General features: G+C 48.4%; 26 protein-coding genes and 1 other RNA gene. 8 read left to right on the forward strand and 19 right to left on the reverse strand.

Annotation, left to right across the window (positions count from 1 at the left end; all coding sequences use genetic code 11):
- The first annotated feature begins 96 nt into the window (after window positions 1-96).
- The 4 genes from hda to O3682_RS02940 all read left to right on the forward strand — a co-directional run bounded on the left by hda (window position 97) and on the right by O3682_RS02940 (window position 2,747).
- Window positions 97-765, forward strand: a complete 669-nt coding sequence (gene hda / locus O3682_RS02925) for a DnaA regulatory inactivator Hda (protein WP_003682428.1) — start codon at window positions 97-99, stop codon at window positions 763-765.
- Window positions 762-1,430, forward strand: coding sequence for a histidinol-phosphatase (locus tag O3682_RS02930; RefSeq protein WP_371508311.1), 669 nt, complete (start codon window positions 762-764; stop codon window positions 1,428-1,430). Before hda ends, O3682_RS02930 begins: the two co-directional genes overlap by 4 nt.
- 59 nt (window positions 1,431-1,489) lie before the next feature.
- A complete protein-coding gene (locus O3682_RS02935) occupies window positions 1,490-1,804 on the forward strand; it encodes a TonB family protein (RefSeq protein WP_003747161.1) in 315 nt (104 codons plus the stop codon).
- A gap of 157 nt (window positions 1,805-1,961) precedes the next feature.
- Window positions 1,962-2,747 carry an endonuclease/exonuclease/phosphatase family protein gene (locus O3682_RS02940; protein WP_371508315.1) on the forward strand — a complete coding sequence of 262 codons (786 nt, stop codon included), beginning with the start codon at window positions 1,962-1,964 and terminating at the stop codon, window positions 2,745-2,747.
- A gap of 1,152 nt (window positions 2,748-3,899) precedes the next feature.
- On the opposite strand, the gene O3682_RS02945 is transcribed toward O3682_RS02940, so the two are convergent.
- The 14 genes from O3682_RS02945 to O3682_RS03010 all read right to left on the reverse strand — a co-directional run bounded on the left by O3682_RS02945 (window position 3,900) and on the right by O3682_RS03010 (window position 13,963).
- Entirely contained in the window at window positions 3,900-5,636 is a 1,737-nt protein-coding gene (locus O3682_RS02945; protein ID WP_371508317.1) for a DUF927 domain-containing protein, read from the reverse strand.
- On the reverse strand, window positions 5,633-6,748 hold the full coding sequence (locus tag O3682_RS02950; RefSeq protein WP_371508319.1) for a DUF7146 domain-containing protein: 1,116 nt from the start codon (window positions 6,746-6,748) through the stop codon (window positions 5,633-5,635). The genes O3682_RS02945 and O3682_RS02950 overlap by 4 nt, the downstream gene beginning before the upstream one ends.
- The gene (locus O3682_RS02955) at window positions 6,745-6,930 is read right to left on the reverse strand and encodes a polyribonucleotide nucleotidyltransferase (RefSeq protein WP_070440650.1); all 186 of its coding nucleotides are present in this window, start codon (window positions 6,928-6,930) and stop codon (window positions 6,745-6,747) included. The genes O3682_RS02950 and O3682_RS02955 overlap by 4 nt, the downstream gene beginning before the upstream one ends.
- Complete coding sequence (locus O3682_RS02960) at window positions 6,927-7,142, reverse strand: hypothetical protein (protein ID WP_049331046.1); 216 nt, start codon at window positions 7,140-7,142, stop codon at window positions 6,927-6,929. Before O3682_RS02960 ends, O3682_RS02955 begins: the two co-directional genes overlap by 4 nt.
- 337 nt (window positions 7,143-7,479) lie before the next feature.
- The gene (locus O3682_RS02965; RefSeq protein WP_371508321.1) at window positions 7,480-7,806 is read right to left on the reverse strand and encodes a hypothetical protein; all 327 of its coding nucleotides are present in this window, start codon (window positions 7,804-7,806) and stop codon (window positions 7,480-7,482) included.
- 362 nt (window positions 7,807-8,168) lie between these two features.
- Window positions 8,169-8,426: a helix-turn-helix domain-containing protein gene (locus tag O3682_RS02970; RefSeq protein ID WP_371508322.1), complete on the reverse strand. Its 258-nt coding sequence runs from the start codon at window positions 8,424-8,426 to the stop codon at window positions 8,169-8,171.
- Window positions 8,427-8,550: 124 nt separating this feature from the next.
- Window positions 8,551-8,781: a helix-turn-helix transcriptional regulator gene (locus O3682_RS02975; protein ID WP_371508323.1), complete on the reverse strand. Its 231-nt coding sequence runs from the start codon at window positions 8,779-8,781 to the stop codon at window positions 8,551-8,553.
- A 173-nt stretch (window positions 8,782-8,954) separates the two neighbouring features.
- Entirely contained in the window at window positions 8,955-9,635 is a 681-nt protein-coding gene (locus tag O3682_RS02980; RefSeq protein WP_371508324.1) for a hypothetical protein, read from the reverse strand.
- Between the two features lie 127 nt (window positions 9,636-9,762).
- Window positions 9,763-10,074 carry a type II toxin-antitoxin system RelB family anti-toxin transcriptional regulator gene (relB, locus tag O3682_RS02985; protein WP_070460005.1) on the reverse strand — a complete coding sequence of 104 codons (312 nt, stop codon included), beginning with the start codon at window positions 10,072-10,074 and terminating at the stop codon, window positions 9,763-9,765.
- Window positions 10,071-10,439 carry a type II toxin-antitoxin system RelE/ParE family toxin gene (locus O3682_RS02990; RefSeq protein WP_371508326.1) on the reverse strand — a complete coding sequence of 123 codons (369 nt, stop codon included), beginning with the start codon at window positions 10,437-10,439 and terminating at the stop codon, window positions 10,071-10,073. The genes relB and O3682_RS02990 overlap by 4 nt, the downstream gene beginning before the upstream one ends.
- Before the next feature lie 31 nt (window positions 10,440-10,470).
- Window positions 10,471-11,694: a tyrosine-type recombinase/integrase gene (locus O3682_RS02995; RefSeq protein WP_371508327.1), complete on the reverse strand. Its 1,224-nt coding sequence runs from the start codon at window positions 11,692-11,694 to the stop codon at window positions 10,471-10,473.
- Between the two features lie 278 nt (window positions 11,695-11,972).
- Window positions 11,973-12,335: a transfer-messenger RNA gene (gene ssrA / locus O3682_RS03000) on the reverse strand.
- 113 nt (window positions 12,336-12,448) lie between these two features.
- Window positions 12,449-13,663, reverse strand: coding sequence for a pyridoxal phosphate-dependent aminotransferase (locus O3682_RS03005; RefSeq protein WP_371508328.1), 1,215 nt, complete (start codon window positions 13,661-13,663; stop codon window positions 12,449-12,451).
- Between the two features lie 84 nt (window positions 13,664-13,747).
- Window positions 13,748-13,963, reverse strand: coding sequence for a tautomerase family protein (locus O3682_RS03010; protein WP_314459204.1), 216 nt, complete (start codon window positions 13,961-13,963; stop codon window positions 13,748-13,750).
- A 164-nt stretch (window positions 13,964-14,127) separates the two neighbouring features.
- Here O3682_RS03010 and O3682_RS03015 point away from each other — a divergent pair, with 164 nt between their 5' ends.
- The gene (locus O3682_RS03015; RefSeq protein WP_070813915.1) at window positions 14,128-14,727 is read left to right on the forward strand and encodes an MlaC/ttg2D family ABC transporter substrate-binding protein; all 600 of its coding nucleotides are present in this window, start codon (window positions 14,128-14,130) and stop codon (window positions 14,725-14,727) included.
- A 59-nt stretch (window positions 14,728-14,786) separates the two neighbouring features.
- Here the strand turns inward: O3682_RS03015 and efp are convergent, their stop codons facing one another.
- Genes efp through O3682_RS03030 form a run of 3 tightly spaced genes read right to left on the reverse strand, consistent with a single transcriptional unit; the run spans window position 14,787 to window position 16,857 of the window.
- Window positions 14,787-15,347, reverse strand: coding sequence for an elongation factor P (gene efp, locus O3682_RS03020; protein WP_063068768.1), 561 nt, complete (start codon window positions 15,345-15,347; stop codon window positions 14,787-14,789).
- Window positions 15,348-15,389: 42 nt separating this feature from the next.
- Window positions 15,390-16,547, reverse strand: a complete 1,158-nt coding sequence (gene earP, locus O3682_RS03025; protein WP_371508330.1) for an elongation factor P maturation arginine rhamnosyltransferase EarP — start codon at window positions 16,545-16,547, stop codon at window positions 15,390-15,392.
- Between the two features lie 31 nt (window positions 16,548-16,578).
- The gene (locus tag O3682_RS03030; RefSeq protein WP_371508332.1) at window positions 16,579-16,857 is read right to left on the reverse strand and encodes a hypothetical protein; all 279 of its coding nucleotides are present in this window, start codon (window positions 16,855-16,857) and stop codon (window positions 16,579-16,581) included.
- A 100-nt stretch (window positions 16,858-16,957) separates the two neighbouring features.
- On the opposite strand from O3682_RS03030, the gene nadE reads away from it, so the two are divergent.
- Entirely contained in the window at window positions 16,958-17,746 is a 789-nt protein-coding gene (nadE, locus tag O3682_RS03035; RefSeq protein WP_371508334.1) for an NAD(+) synthase, read from the forward strand.
- A gap of 68 nt (window positions 17,747-17,814) precedes the next feature.
- Here nadE and O3682_RS03040 read toward each other — a convergent pair whose 3' ends face one another.
- Window positions 17,815-18,015 (reverse strand): protein MIGRI, encoded by a 201-nt coding sequence (locus tag O3682_RS03040; RefSeq protein ID WP_003682450.1) that lies wholly within the window; start codon window positions 18,013-18,015, stop codon window positions 17,815-17,817.
- A gap of 116 nt (window positions 18,016-18,131) precedes the next feature.
- On the opposite strand from O3682_RS03040, the gene metX reads away from it, so the two are divergent.
- Together metX and metW are read left to right on the forward strand one after the other, a co-directional pair.
- On the forward strand, window positions 18,132-19,271 hold the full coding sequence (metX, locus tag O3682_RS03045) for a homoserine O-succinyltransferase MetX (protein ID WP_070584201.1): 1,140 nt from the start codon (window positions 18,132-18,134) through the stop codon (window positions 19,269-19,271).
- A complete protein-coding gene (metW, locus tag O3682_RS03050) occupies window positions 19,268-19,849 on the forward strand; it encodes a methionine biosynthesis protein MetW (protein ID WP_004519858.1) in 582 nt (193 codons plus the stop codon). The genes metX and metW overlap by 4 nt, the downstream gene beginning before the upstream one ends.
- A gap of 94 nt (window positions 19,850-19,943) precedes the next feature.
- Here metW and O3682_RS03055 read toward each other — a convergent pair whose 3' ends face one another.
- Window positions 19,944-20,408, reverse strand: a complete 465-nt coding sequence (locus O3682_RS03055) for a low molecular weight protein-tyrosine-phosphatase (RefSeq protein WP_314589683.1) — start codon at window positions 20,406-20,408, stop codon at window positions 19,944-19,946.
- Between the last annotated feature and the right edge of the window lie 66 nt (window positions 20,409-20,474).

A 20,474-nucleotide genomic window follows, 5' to 3' on the forward strand; every position in this document is an offset into this window, starting at 1 on the left:
TGTTGCAGGTATAGGCTTCAGACGGCCTTTATCCTTGATGGTGGACGGCAAAACAACGTAAAATAAAGCCGACTTCAACCTAACCGGTGCGCCTTTGTGAACCAGCTCATCTTCGATTTTGCCAGCCATGATTATCCCGGCTTCGACAAATTTCTGGGAACAGAAAATGCCGAGCTGGTGTATGTGTTGCAGCACAAACATGGGCAGTTTATCTATGTGTGGGGCGAAGAGGGCGCAGGCAAAAGCCATCTCTTGCAGGCATGGGTCGCACAGGCGCTCGATGCCGGACGAAATGCCCTCTATATTGATGCCGCCGCCACGCCGCTGACAGAAGCCGCGCTGGATGCAGAATATCTCGCCATTGACCAAATCGAAAAGCTCAATAATGAAGAACAGGCTTTACTATTTGCCATCTTCAACCGCTTCCGCAACAGCGGCAAAGGCTTTTTGCTTTTGAGTTCCGAATATACGCCGCAACAACTCGTTATCCGTGAAGACCTACGCACACGCATGGCGTATTGCTTGGTTTACGAAGTCAAACCGCTGACCGACCGGGAAAAAATCGATGCGCTCGTCAGCATGGCGGCCGCCCGTCAGGTAACCATCGATCCGGAAATCTTCGAATACCTGCTGAACCATTGGCGGCGCGATATGGACAGCCTGATGCAAATGCTCGATACCCTCGACAACTACGCCGTTATGATGGGCAAGCGCATTACTTTGCCGCTTTTGCGCCAGCTTTTAAAACAACAGGAAACCCAATGAAAAACCTTGCCATTTTCGACCTCGATAATACCTTAATTAATACCGATTCGGATCACTCCTGGCCGCAATACCTGATTAAAAAAGGCATAGTCGATGCGGCTGAAACCGAGGCGCAAAATGAAAAGTTTTACCAAGACTATCAAAACGGTTGTCTTGATATCGATGCCTTCCTCAAATTCCATCTCGCGCCTTTAGCCCGTTTCAGCAAGGAGAAATTGGCTGAGTTTCATCGCGAGTTTATGGCCGAATATATTGTTCCGCATATTTCTCCGATGCAGCGTATGTTGGTGCAAAGCCATCAAATGGCGGGTGACGAAATGTTGGTTATTTCTTCGACCAACGAATTCATCATTACCCCTATCTGCCATCTTTTCGGTATTCACAATGTTATCGGCACACAGCTTGAAACCGGCGAAGACGGCCGATATACCGGCGACTATGTCGGTACGCCTAGCCTGAAAGAAGGCAAAATTACCCGATTGAACCAATGGCTTGCCGAGCGTGGCGAGACCTTTGAAAGCTACGGTAAGGTTTATTTTTATAGCGACTCCAAAAACGACTTGCCGTTGCTGCGTATCGTGGACGAACCTGTTGCCGTCAATCCGGATGCCGAGCTGGAAAAAGAAGCCAAAGAAAAAGGTTGGCCGATTTTGAATTTCAAATAATGACGAATCGGGCCGTCTGAAATATTTAACCTAACCACAACCCTAATAAGGACTAAAACATGAAAACGACTAAACTCCTTGCCTCAGCCCTGTTGTTTGCCGCTGTATTCGGTACCGCACAAGCAGCCGATACCGAAACTCTGGAAGCCATGAAAGCGCAAAACGGCAGCGTTAAAACCGTTTTGATGGATGTTTTCACAACTCCTGCCGGCAATGTTGACCGCGTGAATATCATTCAATCCAGCGGCAATCCTGAAATGGACGAACGCGCAGTGAAAAGCGTTTCCAAATATCCTTATCCGAAACGCAAAACCGCATCTAAATACCAACACACTGTTACTTTTGAAACCAATGTTGAAGTAATCAACAACTGACTTGGACGCGAGGCCGTCTGAAAAATAGAAGTCGTTTTGATTGGGAAATTCCCTGTCAAAACGCCGTTTTATTCTTTAAACAAGTATAACCAAAATTGCCGTAAAACCACACACTCCGGTGCTATACTGAAACAAATAAACCGCTTCATCACACATCATGTCTCCCCGTCCAGTTACCGTTACTTCCTACAATATGCACAAAGGCATGTCTGCGCTCAACCGCAAAGTGCAGGTCAACCGTATGGCTGACGCGCTGGGTGCATTGGGTTCGGACGTTTTGTTTTTACAAGAAGTCCAAGGACAACATCTCAACAGAAGCCGCCGTACCGACTTTCCCGATGCGCCGCATTACGATATCATCGGCGACAGTCTCGATTATCATCGCAGCTACGGCAAAAATGCCGTCTATCCCAAACGACACCACGGCAATGCCATTCTCAGTCGCCTGCTGCTGAAAACGGAAAACAACCTCAACATCAGCGTCAACAAACTCGAACAGCGCGGCCTGTTGCATTGCGAGGTCGTGCCCGAAGGTTGGGAAGACCCGCTGGTGTGTTTGTGCGTCCACCTCAACTTGCGCGAGCCGGACCGCCTCAAACAATACCGTGCCATCAGCGACTACGTTAGTCGATATATTCGTCCGGAAAGCCCGTTGATTATCGCCGGAGATTTCAATGACTGGCGGCAGAAATCAGCCCATGAGCTGGGCAGGGCATTAGATTTGAACGAAGTATTTGTCGATAATACAGGCAAACGCCCCAAAACCTTCCCTTCGCGTCTGCCCATCCTCAGCCTCGACCGCATTTATACGCGCAATCTTGATGTCATCGATTCTGAAATTCACAACAGTAAAGACTGGCAACATTTGTCAGATCATCTGCCATTGAGTGTAACGGTTAGGCCGCATCGTAAAATGAATATGAAATCCGATAGAAAAATGTAAGGCTGAAATTTTTTTAAAGCACTATTGGGAATGTATCGAAAGAAAAAGTTTTTCACTCAGATATTTGATATAAAAACAGGCCGTCTGAAATTTTTCAGACGGCCTGTTTAAGTTTATAAAAAAGCGCAAACCTTTTTATATCAAAAGTTTGTGCTTTAAATCTGGTGGAGGCGGGGTCAATCGTACTTTGAGATTAACTTATTGATTTAAATATAATCATATTCTTGTTTGCGGTAAAAGTTACCCCAAAAGTTACCCCAAAACTTTAAGGTAGGGGCATTTTTTTGCACTATTTACCCCTTGTCAGATTGTCAGTTTAAGCTGTTTGGGTGGTAGGGGCAAAAATATTTTGTGGCATTTCTGCCAAGCTGTGAAATATGGTCTGATTGTAACACCAGCAATCACGCGCCGTCTTGTGGGCTGGTGCTTGCTTTATTTTCCAGCCGTCCGATATTGCCTTTCGGTCTGCTTTTGTCTGTATCAGTTCTGCCGTTTATTTGCCCGCAAAAGAAAGCGTATATATACAAAAAAAAACGCAAAAATCGTTTGTTACCTTGTTACCAATGGCTGAAAGGCTTGCTATTCGTGGCTTTCGTGGTAACAAAATACAAATCTTAACCTTGTTACCATTTGTTACCGCCCCTGTTTTTTTAATGTAACCATATGAATATAAAAGGGTAACAAGTAAATTTATGTTCATTTGTTACCGTTTTTTCTGTGTTTTTATATTTATATTCATATAGTTATAAGTGTTAAATTTTGTGGTAACAAAGGTAACAAGTGATTTTGCCTCGCGCATATGGTTTTATCTTTTCGCGTGTCTTAGTCTTCTTTTCTTTTTTATGGGCTCGCAAAATTCAAGGGCTACATTATTACGCGCGCGCGTATTGGTGTCGAAATTATTTATCTCTCGTCTGGTTTTGTTGGTCATAGCGGAAACAGGGCGTAATTGCGCTGTAAGCGCGTTTTGCTTTTGGGTAGGGGTAGGTATAGGGTAGGGTGTGAATAGCTCTAATTTTTGAGATTTAGGGGCTTCCTGTTAATTTTATGCTTTCTTGGTTGGTCTGCTTGAATGTTTGGACGTAAAAAAGCCCGCCTGTGTTGGTCATGGCGGGCTTGGTTAGGATTTTGGAATTAACCCCATGTAAATGATTAGTCGTCCAGTTCTATATTTGTAGCTAAAACATGAAACCAGCCGTTACCTTTCCGCTGGTGTTGGTAGCCTCTGTTTTTGTGGTTATATTTCAACAATCCATCATCTGCTAATACGCGGCAAACTTTCGCTTCATCGAAACTCTGGGCGATTTCATCGGCAAAGACACGGCGGATTACCCATAATTCCAATTTTTCCCCCTCCTGTTTCCTATATCCTGCATGGTCTTTATTGGTGCTTTTATCGCTCCATTCCATAAACCGCGTGCCTAATGCGTGCTGGGCGATAAAATCCTCTGCCTGCTCAATGATTCGGCGGTCTTCGTGTTTTCCTGCTCCGTTGGCTTCCAGCCATTCATCAAAGCATTTTTTCACGCCTGCCATGCCTACACCTACGGGCAAGCCGGTAACAGGGGCGGCAAGTTCCAAAGCAGCGGCGGCGATAGCAAAGCGTTTCGCTACTCTTCGCGCCTGTCCTGATAGTTCGGGAATGGTTGCCATAAATGCGGCCATGCGCTCCGTTGCCTGCTGTTTGGCTTGTTCTAGGTCGTCTAAAAGCTGTCGGATAAATAGTCTTCCTGCCGTTCCGTGATATTTTTCGGTTGATTGGGCGATATGCTCACTCAACAATGCGCCATCTTCAAATCCGTGCAATGTGTCATAAATGCCGTATTGCGCGGCGGCTCTGATACTAGGCAGGCGGGCGGCTTGTCCTGCGTTCCAATCGCCCTTATGGTGCTTCAAGATGGAATCGGGGGTCTTTTCGCCGGTGGAAAACATCATCACTTTCCAGCGGCTTAAAGCGCGGTTTCCGCCTTGTTTTGCGCCTTGCACTTTGTTGATACCGTTCATAACGCTATAAACAGTATCGCCGATAACGTGCGGGCTTGCCTGTCCTATTTCGTCCAACACCAGCAAGCCATCATTACGGGCGGCGGCTGTGTTGGAAAAGCCTATTTTCGTACCGCTCCAAGATAACAGGCTGCCTGATGGTTTGCCCCATACGCTCAAGGCTACTTTTGCGGCTGTGGTTTTGCCGTCTGAAGAATCGCCCATCAAGTGGAAGCCCCCCGATTCTTCGTTTAACAGGGAAAGCAACGGGGCGGCAAATGAAGCTCCCAAAGCAAGGCACAAACGGCTATTTCCTACTGCATATCGGGCTATGTTTTGTTGCCAGTCGGTAAGCTCTCCGTTTGGCTGATATGCCTTTGCTTGGCTGGTGTCGCCGTTGTAGATAATGGCGGGGTCTTTGTCGGTCGCTGTGATGGTTTCCCCGCTGGGCATAATGTAGCTGTCTTCGTGCCAGCCTGCGCGGTCGGTAATGGTAAAGGCTGTCTGGCTTCCCTCTTTCTGCAAATAGTCTGCCAGTTTTCGCCTTTTTGTTGGGTTGCTCTCAATGGATAAGCCGTAAAACCCCAAACGCCCCCAGCATTTCCCATCGGCAATTTCTGCTTGTGGCAGGGCGGCGGTCTTTTGTTGGCGTGTGATTTTGTCTTTGAATTTAATAATCCGATAATACGCGCCGTCATTGTCTTGTCCTGTGCCAATGATGTCGATAGGGTCGGAAAGCAATAGCGGCTCTGCTTCGATAATATCGCCGTCTTTGTCGGTTCTAACGTTTATCCACCATACGCCCCGATTATCGGTGTCAAAGCGTGGGTGTGGGCGGAATGACTCGATATTCTCAAGGTTGTAGTCGTTGGGGCTTTCCTGCTTCGCTGTTTCGGTATTTTTCATGCTGTCTGTCCTCTGAAATGATTGTCTGATTGCTTTTTCTCGTTCAGTTCGTCCAGTGCGTCATAGCCTGGCGTTTTGCTTTGCCATATGCTCGCCTTGATTCCCTGCTTAATGGCTCGCATTGCCAAGTCATAAGCGGCTCTGTAACCAACGGGGCGGGGCGTGTCGTTATCGGCAATAATTGCAATTTCTTTTATACCGTTCAAAAAGTGAAAATTTGCCAAGCTGTTTGCGCTCAAGGCCGCGCATAAGCCCCAATCGTAAGCCTTGCATAATTCACGGGCGGCAAGGGCGGTTTCTATGCCCTCTGCAATGACAAGGCGGCCATTTTCAGGAATTGGGAACAAGTGGACGGCTTGCCCCGATATACTGCCTTTCTTGCGGCTTCTCATTTTCTTGGCCGGTAATGTTTCGCCTGTTACAGGGTGTTTGATTGCCAGTTTCTGATAGCGCGGGGCGTGTAGTCCGTCCTCTCCGCATGGTTTGTCATAGCTCGCCTGCAAATAGGTTAGGTGTAAGCCTTGCAGCTCTTCGTCCATGTCGCGGATAGCGCAAACCATACAGGGGAAACGGCCAAGCAAAAGCGGCTTATCTTCGCTTGTTGTCCAATAGTCTTTTTCAGCTAGAAAACGGACGTTTTCGGGTAAATGCGCCATATCCAAACCGCGTGATTTTAGATACTGGATAACAGGGGAATCGGGGCGGATAGGTTCTGTGATTCTCCACAATGCGGCCAGCTTCTCGATTTGGTCTTTTTCGGGGCGTGGCTGCGCTTGTGGGCGTGTTGGCGGTATCGGCAAAGGGTTTGCATTGTCCATGCCTAAAACGCCTGCAACGGTGCGTAATGCCTCGTCAAAATTGCAATTCAGAAAGTGCATAACCAGCCCAAAACCGTTACCGCCGCCCACTCTGCTCCCATCTTTCCAATGTGTGCAAAAAAATGTGCCGTTTCCGTCTTTGTCGTCATATCTAAAGCGGTTATGCCCATCATTACACGCGGGGCAGGGCTGGTGTTTGTCGCGTAAAAACTTAGGGTCTATGCCGATAGCGGCGTGTATTTGCGGCCAGTGGTATTGCGCGGCTGCTCTGATTTCTTTGTATGTTGGTCTCATTTTCCTACCTCCTCGAATCTGTCCATAGCTTCGCGGGCTATGACTGATACAGTATGAATCGCCTCTTTTTGGCTTGCTCCGTCATTCACAATCAGCAAGATGGTGCTTACAACGTCCACCGCTGCGATTGCTTTCTCTTTGCTGTTTAGTTGGTTTGCCAGCTTATCCATGATGGTTTTCATTGCTCTGCCTCCTCTGATACTGGTTCTAAAACAATTCCAGCGGTCGGGTCGGTTTCCCATATTGCGGGCGTTTCCGGCTCTAGTTGCTCCGTGTCAGCGTGGGCGGGCTGGTTACAGGCTCGGACTACCAAAGCCAAAAGCAACACCCAAAACACCAGCAAAGCGCGGTTAAGATACCGGCGGAAACGGTCGGATTTATTGGTCTGTTTCATGGTTTTATCCTTTGCTCTGCCTCCAGTGTTTCAAAACATGAATCTAATAAAATCAATTAGTTAGGAAAACACTAGGGCGAAGTTTGCCCTATGCCGTCTGAAATAGGCGGCATAAAGGCGGGTAAATTTCAGGGAATAGGTGGGCTTAACCGGCGTGGGTTACGCTGTAAGCAGCCCATTCTTTCAGGTCGTCTGAAAGCTCCAGCAGGGCGGAAACCTGATTTACAGATTTACGGAATCTGTAAATCTGTAACTAAACACCAGCGCCAGCAGGTCAAAACCGCTGCCGCCTTTGGGGGTGCATTGGTTGCAGATGTAGCCGCCGCCGTCTGAATCGTCAGGGCGCGGGATGGGGTCGGTTTTGAATATATCCCTCAAGCTCGGATGACAAATCGAAAGATCCCAAGTTTTCCGCATGGGGGACTAGGGTTTGAATGACTGTGGCAAGGCGTGCCGTGCTTCTGATCGCACTTATGGGGGCGTTGTGGACGGGATGGGCGGCCATGTTGTCGCAAATGGTGTCGATGATTACGCCCGTATTGGCGATAAATTCGCCGCCGTAGTACAGCGCGTCCATAATGCGGTTTGCCAGCTCTAAGGGGATAGTTACCGTTTGGGCTTGATTTTGAATGGTTTGGATTTGGGTAGAATTTGAAGATTTCATGAGATGTTACCTTTCTGTTTGGCTAATACCGCCTTTCCGTTCCTACACGGTGGGGCGGCGGGCAAAGGGCAAGGGTAGGAAACTGGCAAACAGTACCAGCGGGCGTATGCCCTCCTTGCCCCCGCCCACCATGAAAGGTAAAGCTAGGGGATAGATACAAAAAAAACCGCTAGGCGGCTTTGTATCTGCCTGTTTGTTTCAGCTTCCTACGGCTGACCTGCTATTGAACAGGTTAGCTAATCTTGCCGTTTTGCTTGGTGTTTGTAAATACTTTTCAGACGGTATTTTTATAAGCGCCTGATTCTGCTTTTAATTAAAAGGATTTATGCCTCGCCTAGCACGTTTTACAGGCGCGCTTGGCGTTATGACTTGCTCCTTTCCGACACCAGCAAAGAAAACCGCCCGCGTTTCACGGTCTCCCCAAATTGGTTTTTTACATCTTCCATCACGGTTATGATTTCATGCCCCGCTCTGCGAAGCTCCATAATGCGTGAGTTATAGCCAAGTATGCCCATCTGTGCCAACTCCCATGATGTAACGCTCCCTTTTCTCAATCGGGCTAAAACGCGCTCTTTTTGGCTTGGCGTTTTGGGCTTGTTATTGATACAATCAAATTTCATAATCTACTCTTCTTTCTGCCGTCTGAATGTCCGTTCAGGCGGTTTTATTTATCAAAAATCAGGTCTTGAGTTACAATCGCGCGCGCGGGCGCGTATTGTTCAGAAAACTCCTGTTCTCCTTTCATTAGCTTGCCTGTTCTATAAGCCATTTCTTCACTTCTCCTGCTACATAAAAGCGGCTGCGCGTGCCTGTGATTTGGCGTGATTGCGGGAATTGTCCTGCTGCCTCCAGTCGTCTGATTTGGCTGCTGCTCAAGCGAGTGATTCCGCGTCGTCCTTTCGCTTGGCTTGTCTCAAGTTCTGCAATAGTTAATTGCGCGGTATCAGGTAAGCTGTCGATATTGATAATGTGCATTTATTGCCTCCGTTTGGTTAATCACGCCTGCGGGTTGCTGGCGTTTCGATAGCGGCATTGTGCAAAAAGCATAGGGGGGTTAGGCAATAAAAAAACGGTCAAACCCTCCTTTCAAGAAAGGGGTTTAACCGTCCTGTAATGTATGACTAATAAGGGTTTTTGGGGTTACTCGCCTACTGGTTTTTGAATAATGGCGGGCGTGTCAGGCTGTCAATACGCTGGATTGCTGCCCGTGTGGGCTCAACCCCTGTTATTTTTTTAAAGGTGTCCTTGATAAAGTCTTGAACTATAAGTGCTTTAGGGGGTGTAACCCCTACCGTCTGCTTGTTCCAAAATTCTTTAATCGCTATGCAAGCGGTTTCAAATTCTGGGGTTTCAAATTCAGGGACAACACAATAAGGCAAGGCTTTCATTTCCTGTTTTTCTGCCTCTGCTTTAGCCGCTTCCCGCCTTACCTGTTCTTCTGCTTGGATAGTTTGCCTCAAGCTAAGTACACGTTCTTTCGTTGCCCAGCTAATTAGCACATCCTGCATAATGGTTGTGTCGTTTGGTGCGATGTCATTCATGCTGAAAACAGCAGTTTTTTGACTGGTGCAATAAATCCCGCTATCTCCATCATGCAAATACAAATCTTGGACAGTCAGGGTTTTTAAAACAATACCGCCCGAAAAAGCCTGTAATGCAATTTTTGCCCGTGCCTGTTTGCGTGGGTGTTCCTGCCATATATCCCTAAAAGTGAAAAACGCGGGGTTAATTCCTGCCCATAATAGGGCGGCTTGCTCCAATGTCCATAACGGGGCTAATCGCCAATCGGACAAATCGGGCATATCTGCAAGGGTTAAGACGTCTGCCATATTCTATTCACTCCATGTTCTTTTTCTGACTGCATAAAACGGATTGAGTAGCCCCAAAAATCAACGGGTGGGGCGTCGTGTGGTACTTCGCGGCGGCAATATATCCGTTCCTTTTCTGTTTCCAGTATCAGGCAATCGCCTCAATTCCCTTGTTCTTGACGATGGTAAGCAGCTTCAAAGCTGCGCCGCTCGGCTTTTTAATACCCCGCTCCCATTCGGAAACTTGGTTTTTACCGATGTTTAGATACATGGCAAAAGCGGCTTGAGATAATGCTTCACGCTCTCTGATTGCCTTGATGTCTTCGCCGCTCAATGGTTTGATTTCGGTCAGGCATGATTTGTCAAAATCGCGCATGGTTTTTTTGTCGATAATGCCAATGTCGTGCAATCCCTGCATGGTTTCATGTATTGCTGCAAAAATCTCGCTTTTGTATTTCATGGCTGTATCTCCGTGAAAGTGCCGTTTGATTTGGCTTGTTCTATGTCGGTTTCCGTCATTGCTAAGATGATGGCGGCGGCTTTCTTTAATTCTGCAAGTTCTTTGTTCGTGATGTTTTCGCGGTCGTTCTTGGCAAAGGCGGTCATGAAAAACGCCCGTTCCCCATGCCTGAAAAATATCAGGCTACGATAACCGCCGCTTCTGCCTTGTCCTTGCCTTGCTATGCGCTGCTTAATAACACCGCCGCCTAAATCTGCGTCTATCAGTCCGTCATCTGCCCGCTCTACTGCTTCTATTAGCTCGGAATCGCTGATTTTGTGTTTCTTGGCAAATTTCGTTATCCACTGGTTTCTAAATATCCGCATGGTTTTCTTTCGTAATGCTTAAGATGATAGTTTATTCTGCCGTTTCCTGCAATATGCCTGAATGTGCTTTCAATTCATCAAGATAATCAGCCCATTTTTGAACCATATCGGCGCGCTGTTCTAAATATTCCGCATGGTTATAGGCTGCCCTTGTCGTGTTGGGGTCTTTGTGGGCTAGTTGCCGCTCTACCCAATCGGCGTTATAGCCCATCTCATTCAATATCGTGCTAGCCGTATGTCTAAAGCCGTGCTGTGTGGTTTCTTCCAAGAATCCCAGACGGTCTAATGCTTTTCGTATTGCTCCCTCGCTCAAGGGCTGTTTTTTGCTGGTGTTACAAAATACATATTCATAATGCCCTGTTACAGGTTTCAAGCCGTCCAGTATTGCTAAGGCTTGGCGGCTCAAGGGGACAATATGGTCTATCTTGTTCTTCATGTTTACGCCGTCTTTATAGTATTGCTGCTCCTCCCAATCAATTTCACACCAGCGCAATAAACGCAATTCGGAAGGGCGGGCAAATACATAAGGGGAAAGCTGTAATAGGGCGCGTGTTTGCGGAAAGCCAGTGTAGCCGTCAAAAGCCCGTAACACTTCGCCTATCCTTTGCGGGTCTTTAATGAAGCGGTAATGTTTCTGTTCCACCTTTGCCAGCTCTCCCCGCAATTCGGCGGCGGGATTGAATAGGCTCAAGCGAAGTTTCACGGCATATTTGAAAACTTGATTTACCACGTCATAAACTTTCTGTGCCGTGTCATATTTCCCCGCCGATTCCAGCCTCTGTAACAGTCCTAAAACCTCAAGCGGCATGATTTCGTCTATTTTGCGTGTTGCAAGGTCAGGGAAAATATGAAGCTCAAGGCTGCGGATAACTCTTTGTGCATGGTCGGGCTTCCATTTATTCGGCTTTGCTACTTGGTCGCTGTGCCATTTGCGCGCAATAGCCTCAAATGTGTTTTTTAGCTGTTCTGCCTGCCTCTGTGCTTTGTCTTGCTGGTGTAGCTTAGGGTCTATCCCTTTGGCTATCAGCCCGCGTAATTCTTCGCGCTTTTCTCTTGCTTCTTTTAAGCTGATTTCAGGATAAACACCCAGTCGCATTTCATCGCGTTTGTTGTCGCTTGGTCGGTAGTAACGAAAACGCCAGTATTTGCCGTTTCCCCTTGCTTGAAGATATAACCCGCCGCCGTCTGATAATTGATTCGGCGGTTGTAGTTTTTTGCATTGACTATCTGTAAGTGGCAGCGTCTGTTTAGGCATTTTTAATCCAGTTTGGGGTAACTTTTAAAAACTCACTAAGCCATTGTTAATAATTGGTTTTATGGACTTTGGGGGTAACTTGTTTAAAAAAATAGGGCTAATTTGCCCACTTTTCGGGCTTGTTTTTTGGGTAATTCCTGAAAAGTTACCCCAAAAGTTACCCTATAAATTGCGAAAACTCAAGCATACGCCAGCATATTCAAGGTAATAAAAAAGCCTTGAAACCGTTATGGCTCAAGGCTTTATGCGTATTACAGGATACTGCTGAAAATTGGGTATGGTGGAGGCGGGGGGAATCGAACCCCCGTCCGAAAGTCCTCTACAGAGCGTTCTACATACTTAGTTGTGTCTATTTAGAATCTCGTCCCCATCATGCCGACCAACAGGCCTTCAGAGAACCAGTTACCTTAAATCTCGTTTCCTGCCAAGTAACCCGACAGAAAACCAGTCAATGTAGAATGACGTTGCGGTAGCTTGCGCTACACAGCCCATTGACCAACTGCTGCAACGGCAGGCCTTAAGCGGCCAGTGCGTAAGTTTCGTCGTTTGCGACTATTTAAATTCAGTGTTTAACGGGAAATCTGAGACCCCGGTATGCCCGCATCTGCTTTGCAACCCCCGTCGAAACCAAGATCGCCCCCAGATAGGAAAAGTCGATTATACGCATGTCAGCGTGCTTTGCCAAGTTACCGATTGATTGAAAAGGCCGTCTGAACAGCAGTTTGCTTTTTCAGACGGCCTGTTTGGCTTAGGTTTATTGATGGTAGTTTTGCAAGAAGCGTTTGAGTTTGTCCATGGCTTCTTCGATTTGATGAACGGGCGGCAGGGTAACGATACGGAAGTGGTCGGGGCGTATCCAGTTAAAGCCTGTGCCTTGGACGAACAGGACTTTTTCACGTACGAGTAAGTCGTAGATGAATTTCATGTCGTCATGGATACTGTACATTTCGGTATCGATTTTGGGGAACATATACAATGCGCCCATGGGTTTGACGCAGGATATGCCCGGAATCTGGTTGACCAGTTCCCATGCTTTGTTGCGTTGCTCGAGCAGGCGGCCGCCGGGGAGGAGGAATTCGTTGATGCTTTGGTATCCGCCCAAGGCCGTCTGAATGGCGTGTTGCATGGGTGTGGTGGCACAAAGGCGCATCGACGAGAGCATGTCGAGGCCTTCGATATAGCCCTTGGCATGATGTTTCGGGCCGTTGAGCACCATCCAGCCTTGGCGGAAACCGGCCACGCGGTAGGCTTTGGAGAGGCCGTTAAAGGTAATGGTCAGCAAGTCGGGGGCAAGGGCGGCAATGTGATGGTGTACGGCGCCGTCGTAGAGGATTTTGTCGTAAATTTCGTCGGCAAAAATAATCAGACCGTGTTTGCGCGCTAATTCGGCGATTTCGAGCAGGATTTCTTTGCTGTACACCGCGCCTGTCGGGTTGTTGGGGTTGATGACGACGATGGCTTTGGTTTTCGGCGTAATTTTGGCTTCTATATCAGCCAGATTCGGGAACCAGTCATTTTCTTCGTCACACAAATAATGACGTACATTGCCGCCGGCCAGTGTTGCAGCGGCGGTCCACAAAGGATAGTCCGGTGCGGGAATCAGGATTTCATCGCCGTCGTTGAGCAATGCCTGCATGGACATGGTGATTAGCTCGGACACGCCGTTGCCGATGTAAACGTCGTTGACGGTAACGTCGAGCAGTCCTTTGGTTTGATAGTAATGAACGATGGCTTTGCGTGCGGAATAAAGGCCTTTGGAGTCGCAATAGCCTTGAGAAGTCGGCAGATTGCGGATGACGTCAACCAAGATTTCATCAGGCGCTTCAAAGCCGAACGGGGCAGGGTTGCCGATATTGAGCTTGAGGATTTTGTTGCCTTCTTCTTCCAGTTGCAGGGCTTTTTTGTGAACTGGGCCGCGAATATCGTAGCAAACGTGATCCAGTTTGGATGATTTAGGGAATTTCTCCATGATGTGTGTTCCGTAAAATTGTTAACAATGGGATAAATGTACTCTTTTTGTGGGTAAATTAAAAGAGCTTCAGACGGCCAAGGCTTACTTATTGCGCGCTTCGGAACGGCGAACCGTCACGCTTTTGCCGCCTATGCCCCAGTTGTCCATATCGATTTCGTCAATGACGACGACGGTCGTCTCAGGATTTTTGTTGAGAACGCGTGAGAGTAATTCGGTGACGCCGCGGATCAATTCGGCTTTTTGCTCCGCGCTCGGGGCTTCGTTGCCGCCGGTTACTTTGATGTTAACGTAAGGCATAGCTTTTCCTTTTAAAATAGCGTTCACATGTTATCTTATTTTTATCAGGCCGTCTGAAATTTGATTGCAGGATTTTTCATTGCTCATGACTGCTTTTACAAAGAATTAAGTTTTTTGGAATAGATTGTTTTTACAATGCGGTTTTATTTTGGATGGATATCGTCATGAACCGTTTTCTTCAGACTTTGATTGTGGCAGCACCAATGGTAATTGCCGCGCCTTATGTGGCGGCGGAAACGCATCCGGCGCAAAAACAGATGCAGCAGAACATTGATGCTGTGTTGAAAATTGCACGCAACACGTCTTTGACAGAAGCGCAACGTGTGAAACAGGTTGAGCAGTATGCCAACCGTTATCTGGATTATGAGCGTATTTCGGCTTTGGCTGTCGGCGCGCCATGGCGTGAATTTTCTGCCAAACAGAAAACCGATTTTATCCGTGCATTCAAAGATATGGTGATTGCGATGTACTCGCATTCTGCGTTGATTGGTGCGGCGGATGCGAATGTGCGCCTGTTGCCGAAGATGACGGCAAACGGCAATAAGTTTGACGTTTTCTCGGAAATTCAAACCAAAAAAGGCACCAAGTATGAAGTAGCCTACCAGCTTTACCAAAGCGGCGGTGCGTATAAGATTTACAACATCCGCGTGGACGGTACCAGCTTGGTAACGGTATACCGCAACCAATTTGGTGAGCTGATTAAGAGCAAAGGCATTGACGGTACGATTGCGACTGTCGAAGCCAAGGGCTTGAAGAAACAATAAGGCAGATTGAGAAAAAGGCCGTCTGAATATTCAGACGGCCTTTTTGTGTTACGGGCTGATTAAGCACGTTTGCGGAATTCGCCGGTACGGGTATCGATTTCGACTTTGTCGCCGTTTTCGATGTAAGACATCACTTGAATTTCAGTGCCGCCGACCAGACGCGCGGTTTTCATCACTTTACCGGAGGTATCGCCTTTAACGGCAGGCTCGGTGTATTCAACTTCGCGAACGATGATGGTAGGCAATTCTACGGAGATTGGGTTGCCTTCGTAGAAAGTGACTTCGCATACGTCTTCCATGCCGTCAACGATGAATTTCAACGCGTCGCCGATATTGTCGGCTTCGATTTCGTATTGGTTGAATTCTTCGTCCATAAAGACGTACATTGGGTCGGCAAAGTAGCTGTAAGTACAGTTTTTGCGGGACAGGATAACGACGTCGAATTTGTCGTCGGCTTTGTAAATGGTTTCAGAAGCGGCACCGGTCAGCAGGTTTTTCAGTTTCATGCTGACTTTGGCGGAAGAGCGGCCGCCTTTGATGTATTCGGTTTTTTGAACGACCATAGGATCGTTGCCGACCATAAATACGTTGCCGGCGCGCAGTTCTTGTGCTGTTTTCATTGTAGTTTTCCAATCAAATCGGTTGTAATAAAACGCGCTATTTTAGCGTATTTTTTTGTGCTTTGAAATAAAGGCGGCAAGTTTTTCGACGGCACTTTTTTGGGCAAAAAGTCCATCCCGCCATTTTGCCGCGCTTTGCCGCCATTCGTTTTGGTGTGCCGTCAGGGTTTGCCATGCCTGCAGGCGCTGGCTGTCGCTGAGTGCTTCTCCGTTGTTGAGCTCGTCGGAAAGACGGCGGTGTACCGTGGCAACAACATCTGGATAAACCTGATGCGCTTTGTCCCAAAAGGCGTGCAGTTTGTCGAGATGGATATTTTCTTCTTGCGGATAGATGTGCCAAAAGAAAGGCTTTCCGGCGAGCTGGGCGCGAACAAAGCTGTCTTCGCCGCGTATGACGGCACCGTCGGCAAGGTTGAGCAGTTTATCGAAATCCTGTTGAGGGACAAAAGGGATTTTGATCAGGGTAACGTGTTCGCTCTGATACATATCGCCGTCTTCAAGCAGGGCATTTTGCGGCACTAGGCCGCTGTTTTTCAGGCTGGCGATGATTTGTGTACCTGCCAACAGCAGAGTAATGGGTTGGCCGGCCTGTTGCCACATGGTCAGCCATTTTGCCCAAATATCGCTTTGATAGCCGAAAAGCAGCCATTCAGGCACGTTTTTTGCGGGAAGTTTGAGTTGTCGGCGTAAGGCTTCCGTATCAAAGCGGGCAGATTCGGCGTAATCGCGTTCGCGCAGCAGGCCGCCGCTTTTTTCGCTGAAACCCATAAACCAAAAGTATTTCTGTATGCCGCCGGCCTGGGGCGAGGGCATTAAGTGCAGCCTCTCGTTGCTGTCTTCCGCGCTGAGGTATTCCCAGTTGAGCCAAAGTGGTCGGTGTCGGCGGATGATGGTTTGAACGTTGTCGGGCAGTTCGCAGGCGAAGGTTTCGATGACGATGTCGGGGGTAGGGGCTGTATCGGTCTCTTCGGCATGGTCGGCTTGCCAGGTGTGAATGCCGATGCGTTGATGGATATTGAGAATTGAGGCCAAGTCAGGACAGAGTGCCTGAAGGGACGGGAAGTCGTCTGTCCATAAATGCACTTGCCAGCCGAGTTCCCGTTGCAAAACACGCGCCAGCCGCCATGAAACGCCGATGTCGCCGAAGTTGTCGATGACGTTGCAGAAAATCCAGCAGGTATAAGGTGGGGTGGTGTTCATGGAAAAATATGCCCAAGGCCGTCTGAAAACATCAGAATGCGCCGAAATAGTGGAATAAATAAACAATCAGCAAAACAATCGGGATAAACATCCATATGCTTTGCCGTTTCAATTCGAGCTCTTGTTTGAGGTGGTGTTTGATGACGTCAAAGAGGACGAATTTAAATAGGAACGTGGCTTCGCAGGCAAGGATGATGCCGTTGATGAGGTGTTGCGTTTTGTCTTCAGGCGGGTTGAGGGCAAACCACAAAAGGGTGGCGAGCGGAATCAGGCAGACGGCGAGCCAGCGCAGAAGGATGGGTTTGGACATGGTGTGTGCAAGAAATAAAAAGGGCATTATACCCTGTCGTCTTTCAGACAAGTGCAAATCAGGCTATCATTCGTTTTATTTGAAGCGAACATTTATCCCTATGCAAACCCAAGCCATCATCCGCCATATTGTTCAATGGCTCAAAGATTACGCCGAGCAGGCGCATGCCAAAGGTTTTGTCGTCGGCGTATCCGGCGGCATCGATTCTGCCGTGGTTTCCACACTTGCCGCGCAAACCGGTTTGTCGGTTTTGTTGTTGGAAATGCCGATTCGTCAGAAATCCGACCAAGTCAACCGCGCGCAAGAACACATGGGCCGTCTGAAACAGCGTTATCCCAATGTAAAAGCGCAAAGCGTCGATTTGACCCAGACGTTCGATACTTTCGCCGATACAGTTGACGTCAGCGAAACCGAATTTCCCAACAAACAGCTGGCACTGGCCAATGCACGTAGCCGCCTGCGCATGACGACGCTGTATTATTACGGCCAGTTGCATGGTTTGTTGGTGGCGGGGACGGGCAACAAAATTGAAGATTTCGGCGTCGGTTTCTTCACCAAATACGGCGACGGCGGCGTGGACATCAGCCCGATTGCCGATTTGACCAAAACTCAAGTGTACGCGTTGGCTGCCGAGCTGGACGTCTCGGAAGACATTCAAAAAGCTGCACCGACAGACGGCCTTTGGGATACCGAGCGTACCGATGAAGAACAAATGGGCGCATCTTATCCCGAACTCGAATGGGCGATGAGCGTCTACAATAGTCACAAGCCTGAAGATTTTGAAGGGAGACAGCGCGAAGTTTTGGCAATCTATACCCGATTGCACAAAGCCATGCAGCACAAAGTCAATCCGATTCCGGTTTGCAAGATTCCGGAAGAGTTGTTTTAAGTTTGAACATCAAAAGGCCGTCTGAAAACGCTGGATTAAGGTTTTCAGACGGCCTTTTATATTTTATTTCAATAAGAATTGGGAATATGCTTGAAAAACAGCATCATCAGATACCAAAACAGCGTAGCCGCCGCCGCGCCCAGCAATACCCACGCGCTGATTTTGGCGATTTCACGAATGGTGCGCTTTTGTTTGCGGCTGAACAAACGGTTCACAATCAATGCCGCTATGGCGCAAAAGAAAAAAAATCGCAAAAGCCTGCCTATCATTCCACATTCTCCTAAAAATATTGCCTTTAATCAGGGCAGGCCGTCTGAAGCCTCATGCACAAAACAAAAACGAAACGTTATAATACCCCTTTTGCCGCTTCACTTGGAAATTACAAATGACAACAAATGCCTCAGTGGGCATTGTAACGCCCCAGAAAATCCCGTTTGACACACCGCTTGCTCTGGAAAACGGCAAAACCTTACCCCGTTTCGACCTGATGATTGAAACCTACGGCACACTCAATGCCGACAAAAGCAATGCCGTCCTGATCTGCCACGCCCTGTCAGGCAATCATCACGTTGCCGGCAAGCACAGTGCGGAGGATAAATACGCCGGCTGGTGGGATAATATGGTCGGCCCCGGCAAACCCATCGATACCGAACGCTTTTTCGTTGTCGGTTTGAACAACTTGGGTGGCTGCGACGGCAGTACCGGCCCTTTGTCAGAAAATCCTGAAACCGGCCGCGAATATGGCGCAGATTTCCCTGTAGTAACCGTCAAAGACTGGGTGAAGTCCCAATCCATGCTTGCCGATTATCTCGGCATTCAAAAATGGGCGGCCATTGTCGGCGGCAGCTTGGGCGGTATGCAGGCATTGCAATGGACGATTTCTTTGCCCGAACGCGTTGCCCACGCGCTCGTTATTGCTTCTGCGCCTAAACTTTCCACTCAAAACATCGCGTTTAACGATGTTGCCCGTCAAGCTATTTTGACCGATCCCGATTTCCATGAAGGCAATTACCGCAGCCATCATACCGTTCCTTCACGCGGTTTGCGTATTGCGCGCATGATGGGGCACATCACCTATCTTGCCGAAGACGGCTTGGGTAAAAAATTCGGCCGCGATTTAAAATCAGACGGCTATCAGTATGGTTACGGCGTTGAATTTGAAGTGGAATCTTATCTTCGCTATCAAGGCGATAAGTTTGTCGGCCGCTTTGATGCCAACACTTATCTGCTGATGACCAAGGCACTCGACTATTTTGACCCGGCCGCCGATTACGGCCACAACCTCACGCGCGCCGTGGAGAATGTGCAGGCCAAGTTTTTTGTTGCCAGCTTCAGTACCGACTGGCGCTTCTCGCCGCAACGTTCGCATGAATTGGTCAAGGCATTAATCGCCGCACAAAAATCCGTGCAGTACATTGAAGTCAAATCCAATCACGGTCACGATGCCTTCTTGATGGAAGACGAAGCCTATATCCGCGCGGTTGCCGCTTATATGAACAACGTTTACAAGGACTGCCAAAAATGAATCTGCGCGACGATTTGCAACTCATTTACGATTGGATACCCGAAGGCAGCCGCGTACTCGATTTAGGCTGTGGCGACGGCGAACTGTTGGCCGCGTTGGTGGAACATAAAAATTGCACCGGCTACGGCGTTGAAATCGATACCGACAGCGTGATTGCCGCCATATCCCGCGGTGTGAACGTCATTCAAGCCGATTTGGAAGAAGGTTTGGTGGCTTTTGGCGATCAAAGCTTTGATGTGATTGTCTTGAGCCAAACCATTCAGGCGATGCAGAACACGGAAAAAATCCTGCGTTGCCTGATGCGCGTGGCCAAGCAGGCCATCGTTAGCTTCCCTAACTTCGGCTACTGGCGCAACCGCTTTCAAATCGCCGTCGGCGGCCATATGCCGGTTTCCGAGAGGATGCCGTATCATTGGTACGATACGCCCAATATCCATTGGTGTACCCTCAAAGACTTTGATTTGCTGTGCGCCAAAAACAAAATCCGCGTGCTTGAGCGTGCGGTCATGACCGGCAACCGACAGGTCAAACATCTGCCGAATTTATTGGGCAGTCTGGCGTTTTATCGCGTAGGTTGATTGCGGTGATCAATAAAGGCCGTCTGAACAGGTAATCACGAAAGCATGACTTTTGAGATACCTGTTCAGACGGCCTTTTATTGTTCAAGCCGGTTTAAGCCTGTTTCAATTTTTCCAATAAGGCCAAACTGCCGGCATCGACCAGACGGTAGGTTTCGTCAAAGTCGCCTGTGTACCACGGATCGGGAACGTGGTTGTAACCTGAATCGGGGATAAGGTCGGTCAGTTTGAAGATTTTGCCGGGGTGGAAGCCGAGCTGCTTTTCAGTTTCTCTGAGGTTGTTGTCGTCCATCACGATGATGTAGTCGAAATGTTCGGCATCGCTGGGTTTGATTTTGCTGCTGGTAAAGCCTGACGGGTCGATGCCGTGTTGTTTGAGTGCGCGGCGCGTGCCTTCGTGCATGTTTTCGCCGTCGTGCCAACCTGATGTGCCTGCACTGGCAGTAATGACGGCATTGCCCATGCCAGCTTCGCGGGCGCGGTGGCGCAGGACGTATTCGGCCATGGGGGAGCGGCAGATGTTGCCGAGGCAGACGAAAAGGATTTTGTGGGTTTTCATATGCGTGAAAATGAGCGGTAAGGTTTGAAAATCAATGCAACACGCTAAACCGTTTTCAGACGGCCT

The sequence above is a fragment of the Neisseria sp. 27098_8_112 genome (assembly GCF_041433235.1).
Taxonomy (GTDB): domain Bacteria; phylum Pseudomonadota; class Gammaproteobacteria; order Burkholderiales; family Neisseriaceae; genus Neisseria.

Coding starts and splice junctions, on each gene's coding strand:
- O3682_RS02995 (WP_371508327.1), bottom strand. CDS start 11,694: ATGCCTAAACAGACGCTGCCACTTACAGATAGTCAATGCAAAAAACTA.
- O3682_RS02975 (WP_371508323.1), bottom strand. CDS start 8,781: ATGCACATTATCAATATCGACAGCTTACCTGATACCGCGCAATTAACT.
- earP (WP_371508330.1), bottom strand. CDS start 16,547: ATGAACACCACCCCACCTTATACCTGCTGGATTTTCTGCAACGTCATC.
- metX (WP_070584201.1), top strand. CDS start 18,132: ATGACAACAAATGCCTCAGTGGGCATTGTAACGCCCCAGAAAATCCCG.
- relB (WP_070460005.1), bottom strand. CDS start 10,074: ATGAAATACAAAAGCGAGATTTTTGCAGCAATACATGAAACCATGCAG.
- O3682_RS03015 (WP_070813915.1), top strand. CDS start 14,128: ATGAACCGTTTTCTTCAGACTTTGATTGTGGCAGCACCAATGGTAATT.
- efp (WP_063068768.1), bottom strand. CDS start 15,347: ATGAAAACAGCACAAGAACTGCGCGCCGGCAACGTATTTATGGTCGGC.
- O3682_RS02960 (WP_049331046.1), bottom strand. CDS start 7,142: ATGAAACAGACCAATAAATCCGACCGTTTCCGCCGGTATCTTAACCGC.
- O3682_RS02970 (WP_371508322.1), bottom strand. CDS start 8,426: ATGAAATTTGATTGTATCAATAACAAGCCCAAAACGCCAAGCCAAAAA.
- O3682_RS03005 (WP_371508328.1), bottom strand. CDS start 13,663: ATGGAGAAATTCCCTAAATCATCCAAACTGGATCACGTTTGCTACGAT.
- O3682_RS02935 (WP_003747161.1), top strand. CDS start 1,490: ATGAAAACGACTAAACTCCTTGCCTCAGCCCTGTTGTTTGCCGCTGTA.
- O3682_RS03030 (WP_371508332.1), bottom strand. CDS start 16,857: ATGTCCAAACCCATCCTTCTGCGCTGGCTCGCCGTCTGCCTGATTCCG.
- O3682_RS02945 (WP_371508317.1), bottom strand. CDS start 5,636: ATGAAAAATACCGAAACAGCGAAGCAGGAAAGCCCCAACGACTACAAC.
- O3682_RS02965 (WP_371508321.1), bottom strand. CDS start 7,806: ATGAAATCTTCAAATTCTACCCAAATCCAAACCATTCAAAATCAAGCC.
- O3682_RS02980 (WP_371508324.1), bottom strand. CDS start 9,635: ATGGCAGACGTCTTAACCCTTGCAGATATGCCCGATTTGTCCGATTGG.
- O3682_RS02990 (WP_371508326.1), bottom strand. CDS start 10,439: ATGCGGATATTTAGAAACCAGTGGATAACGAAATTTGCCAAGAAACAC.
- nadE (WP_371508334.1), top strand. CDS start 16,958: ATGCAAACCCAAGCCATCATCCGCCATATTGTTCAATGGCTCAAAGAT.
- metW (WP_004519858.1), top strand. CDS start 19,268: ATGAATCTGCGCGACGATTTGCAACTCATTTACGATTGGATACCCGAA.
- O3682_RS03055 (WP_314589683.1), bottom strand. CDS start 20,408: ATGAAAACCCACAAAATCCTTTTCGTCTGCCTCGGCAACATCTGCCGC.
- O3682_RS02955 (WP_070440650.1), bottom strand. CDS start 6,930: ATGAAAACCATCATGGATAAGCTGGCAAACCAACTAAACAGCAAAGAG.
- O3682_RS02950 (WP_371508319.1), bottom strand. CDS start 6,748: ATGAGACCAACATACAAAGAAATCAGAGCAGCCGCGCAATACCACTGG.
- O3682_RS03010 (WP_314459204.1), bottom strand. CDS start 13,963: ATGCCTTACGTTAACATCAAAGTAACCGGCGGCAACGAAGCCCCGAGC.
- O3682_RS02930 (WP_371508311.1), top strand. CDS start 762: ATGAAAAACCTTGCCATTTTCGACCTCGATAATACCTTAATTAATACC.
- O3682_RS02940 (WP_371508315.1), top strand. CDS start 1,962: ATGTCTCCCCGTCCAGTTACCGTTACTTCCTACAATATGCACAAAGGC.
- O3682_RS03040 (WP_003682450.1), bottom strand. CDS start 18,015: ATGATAGGCAGGCTTTTGCGATTTTTTTTCTTTTGCGCCATAGCGGCA.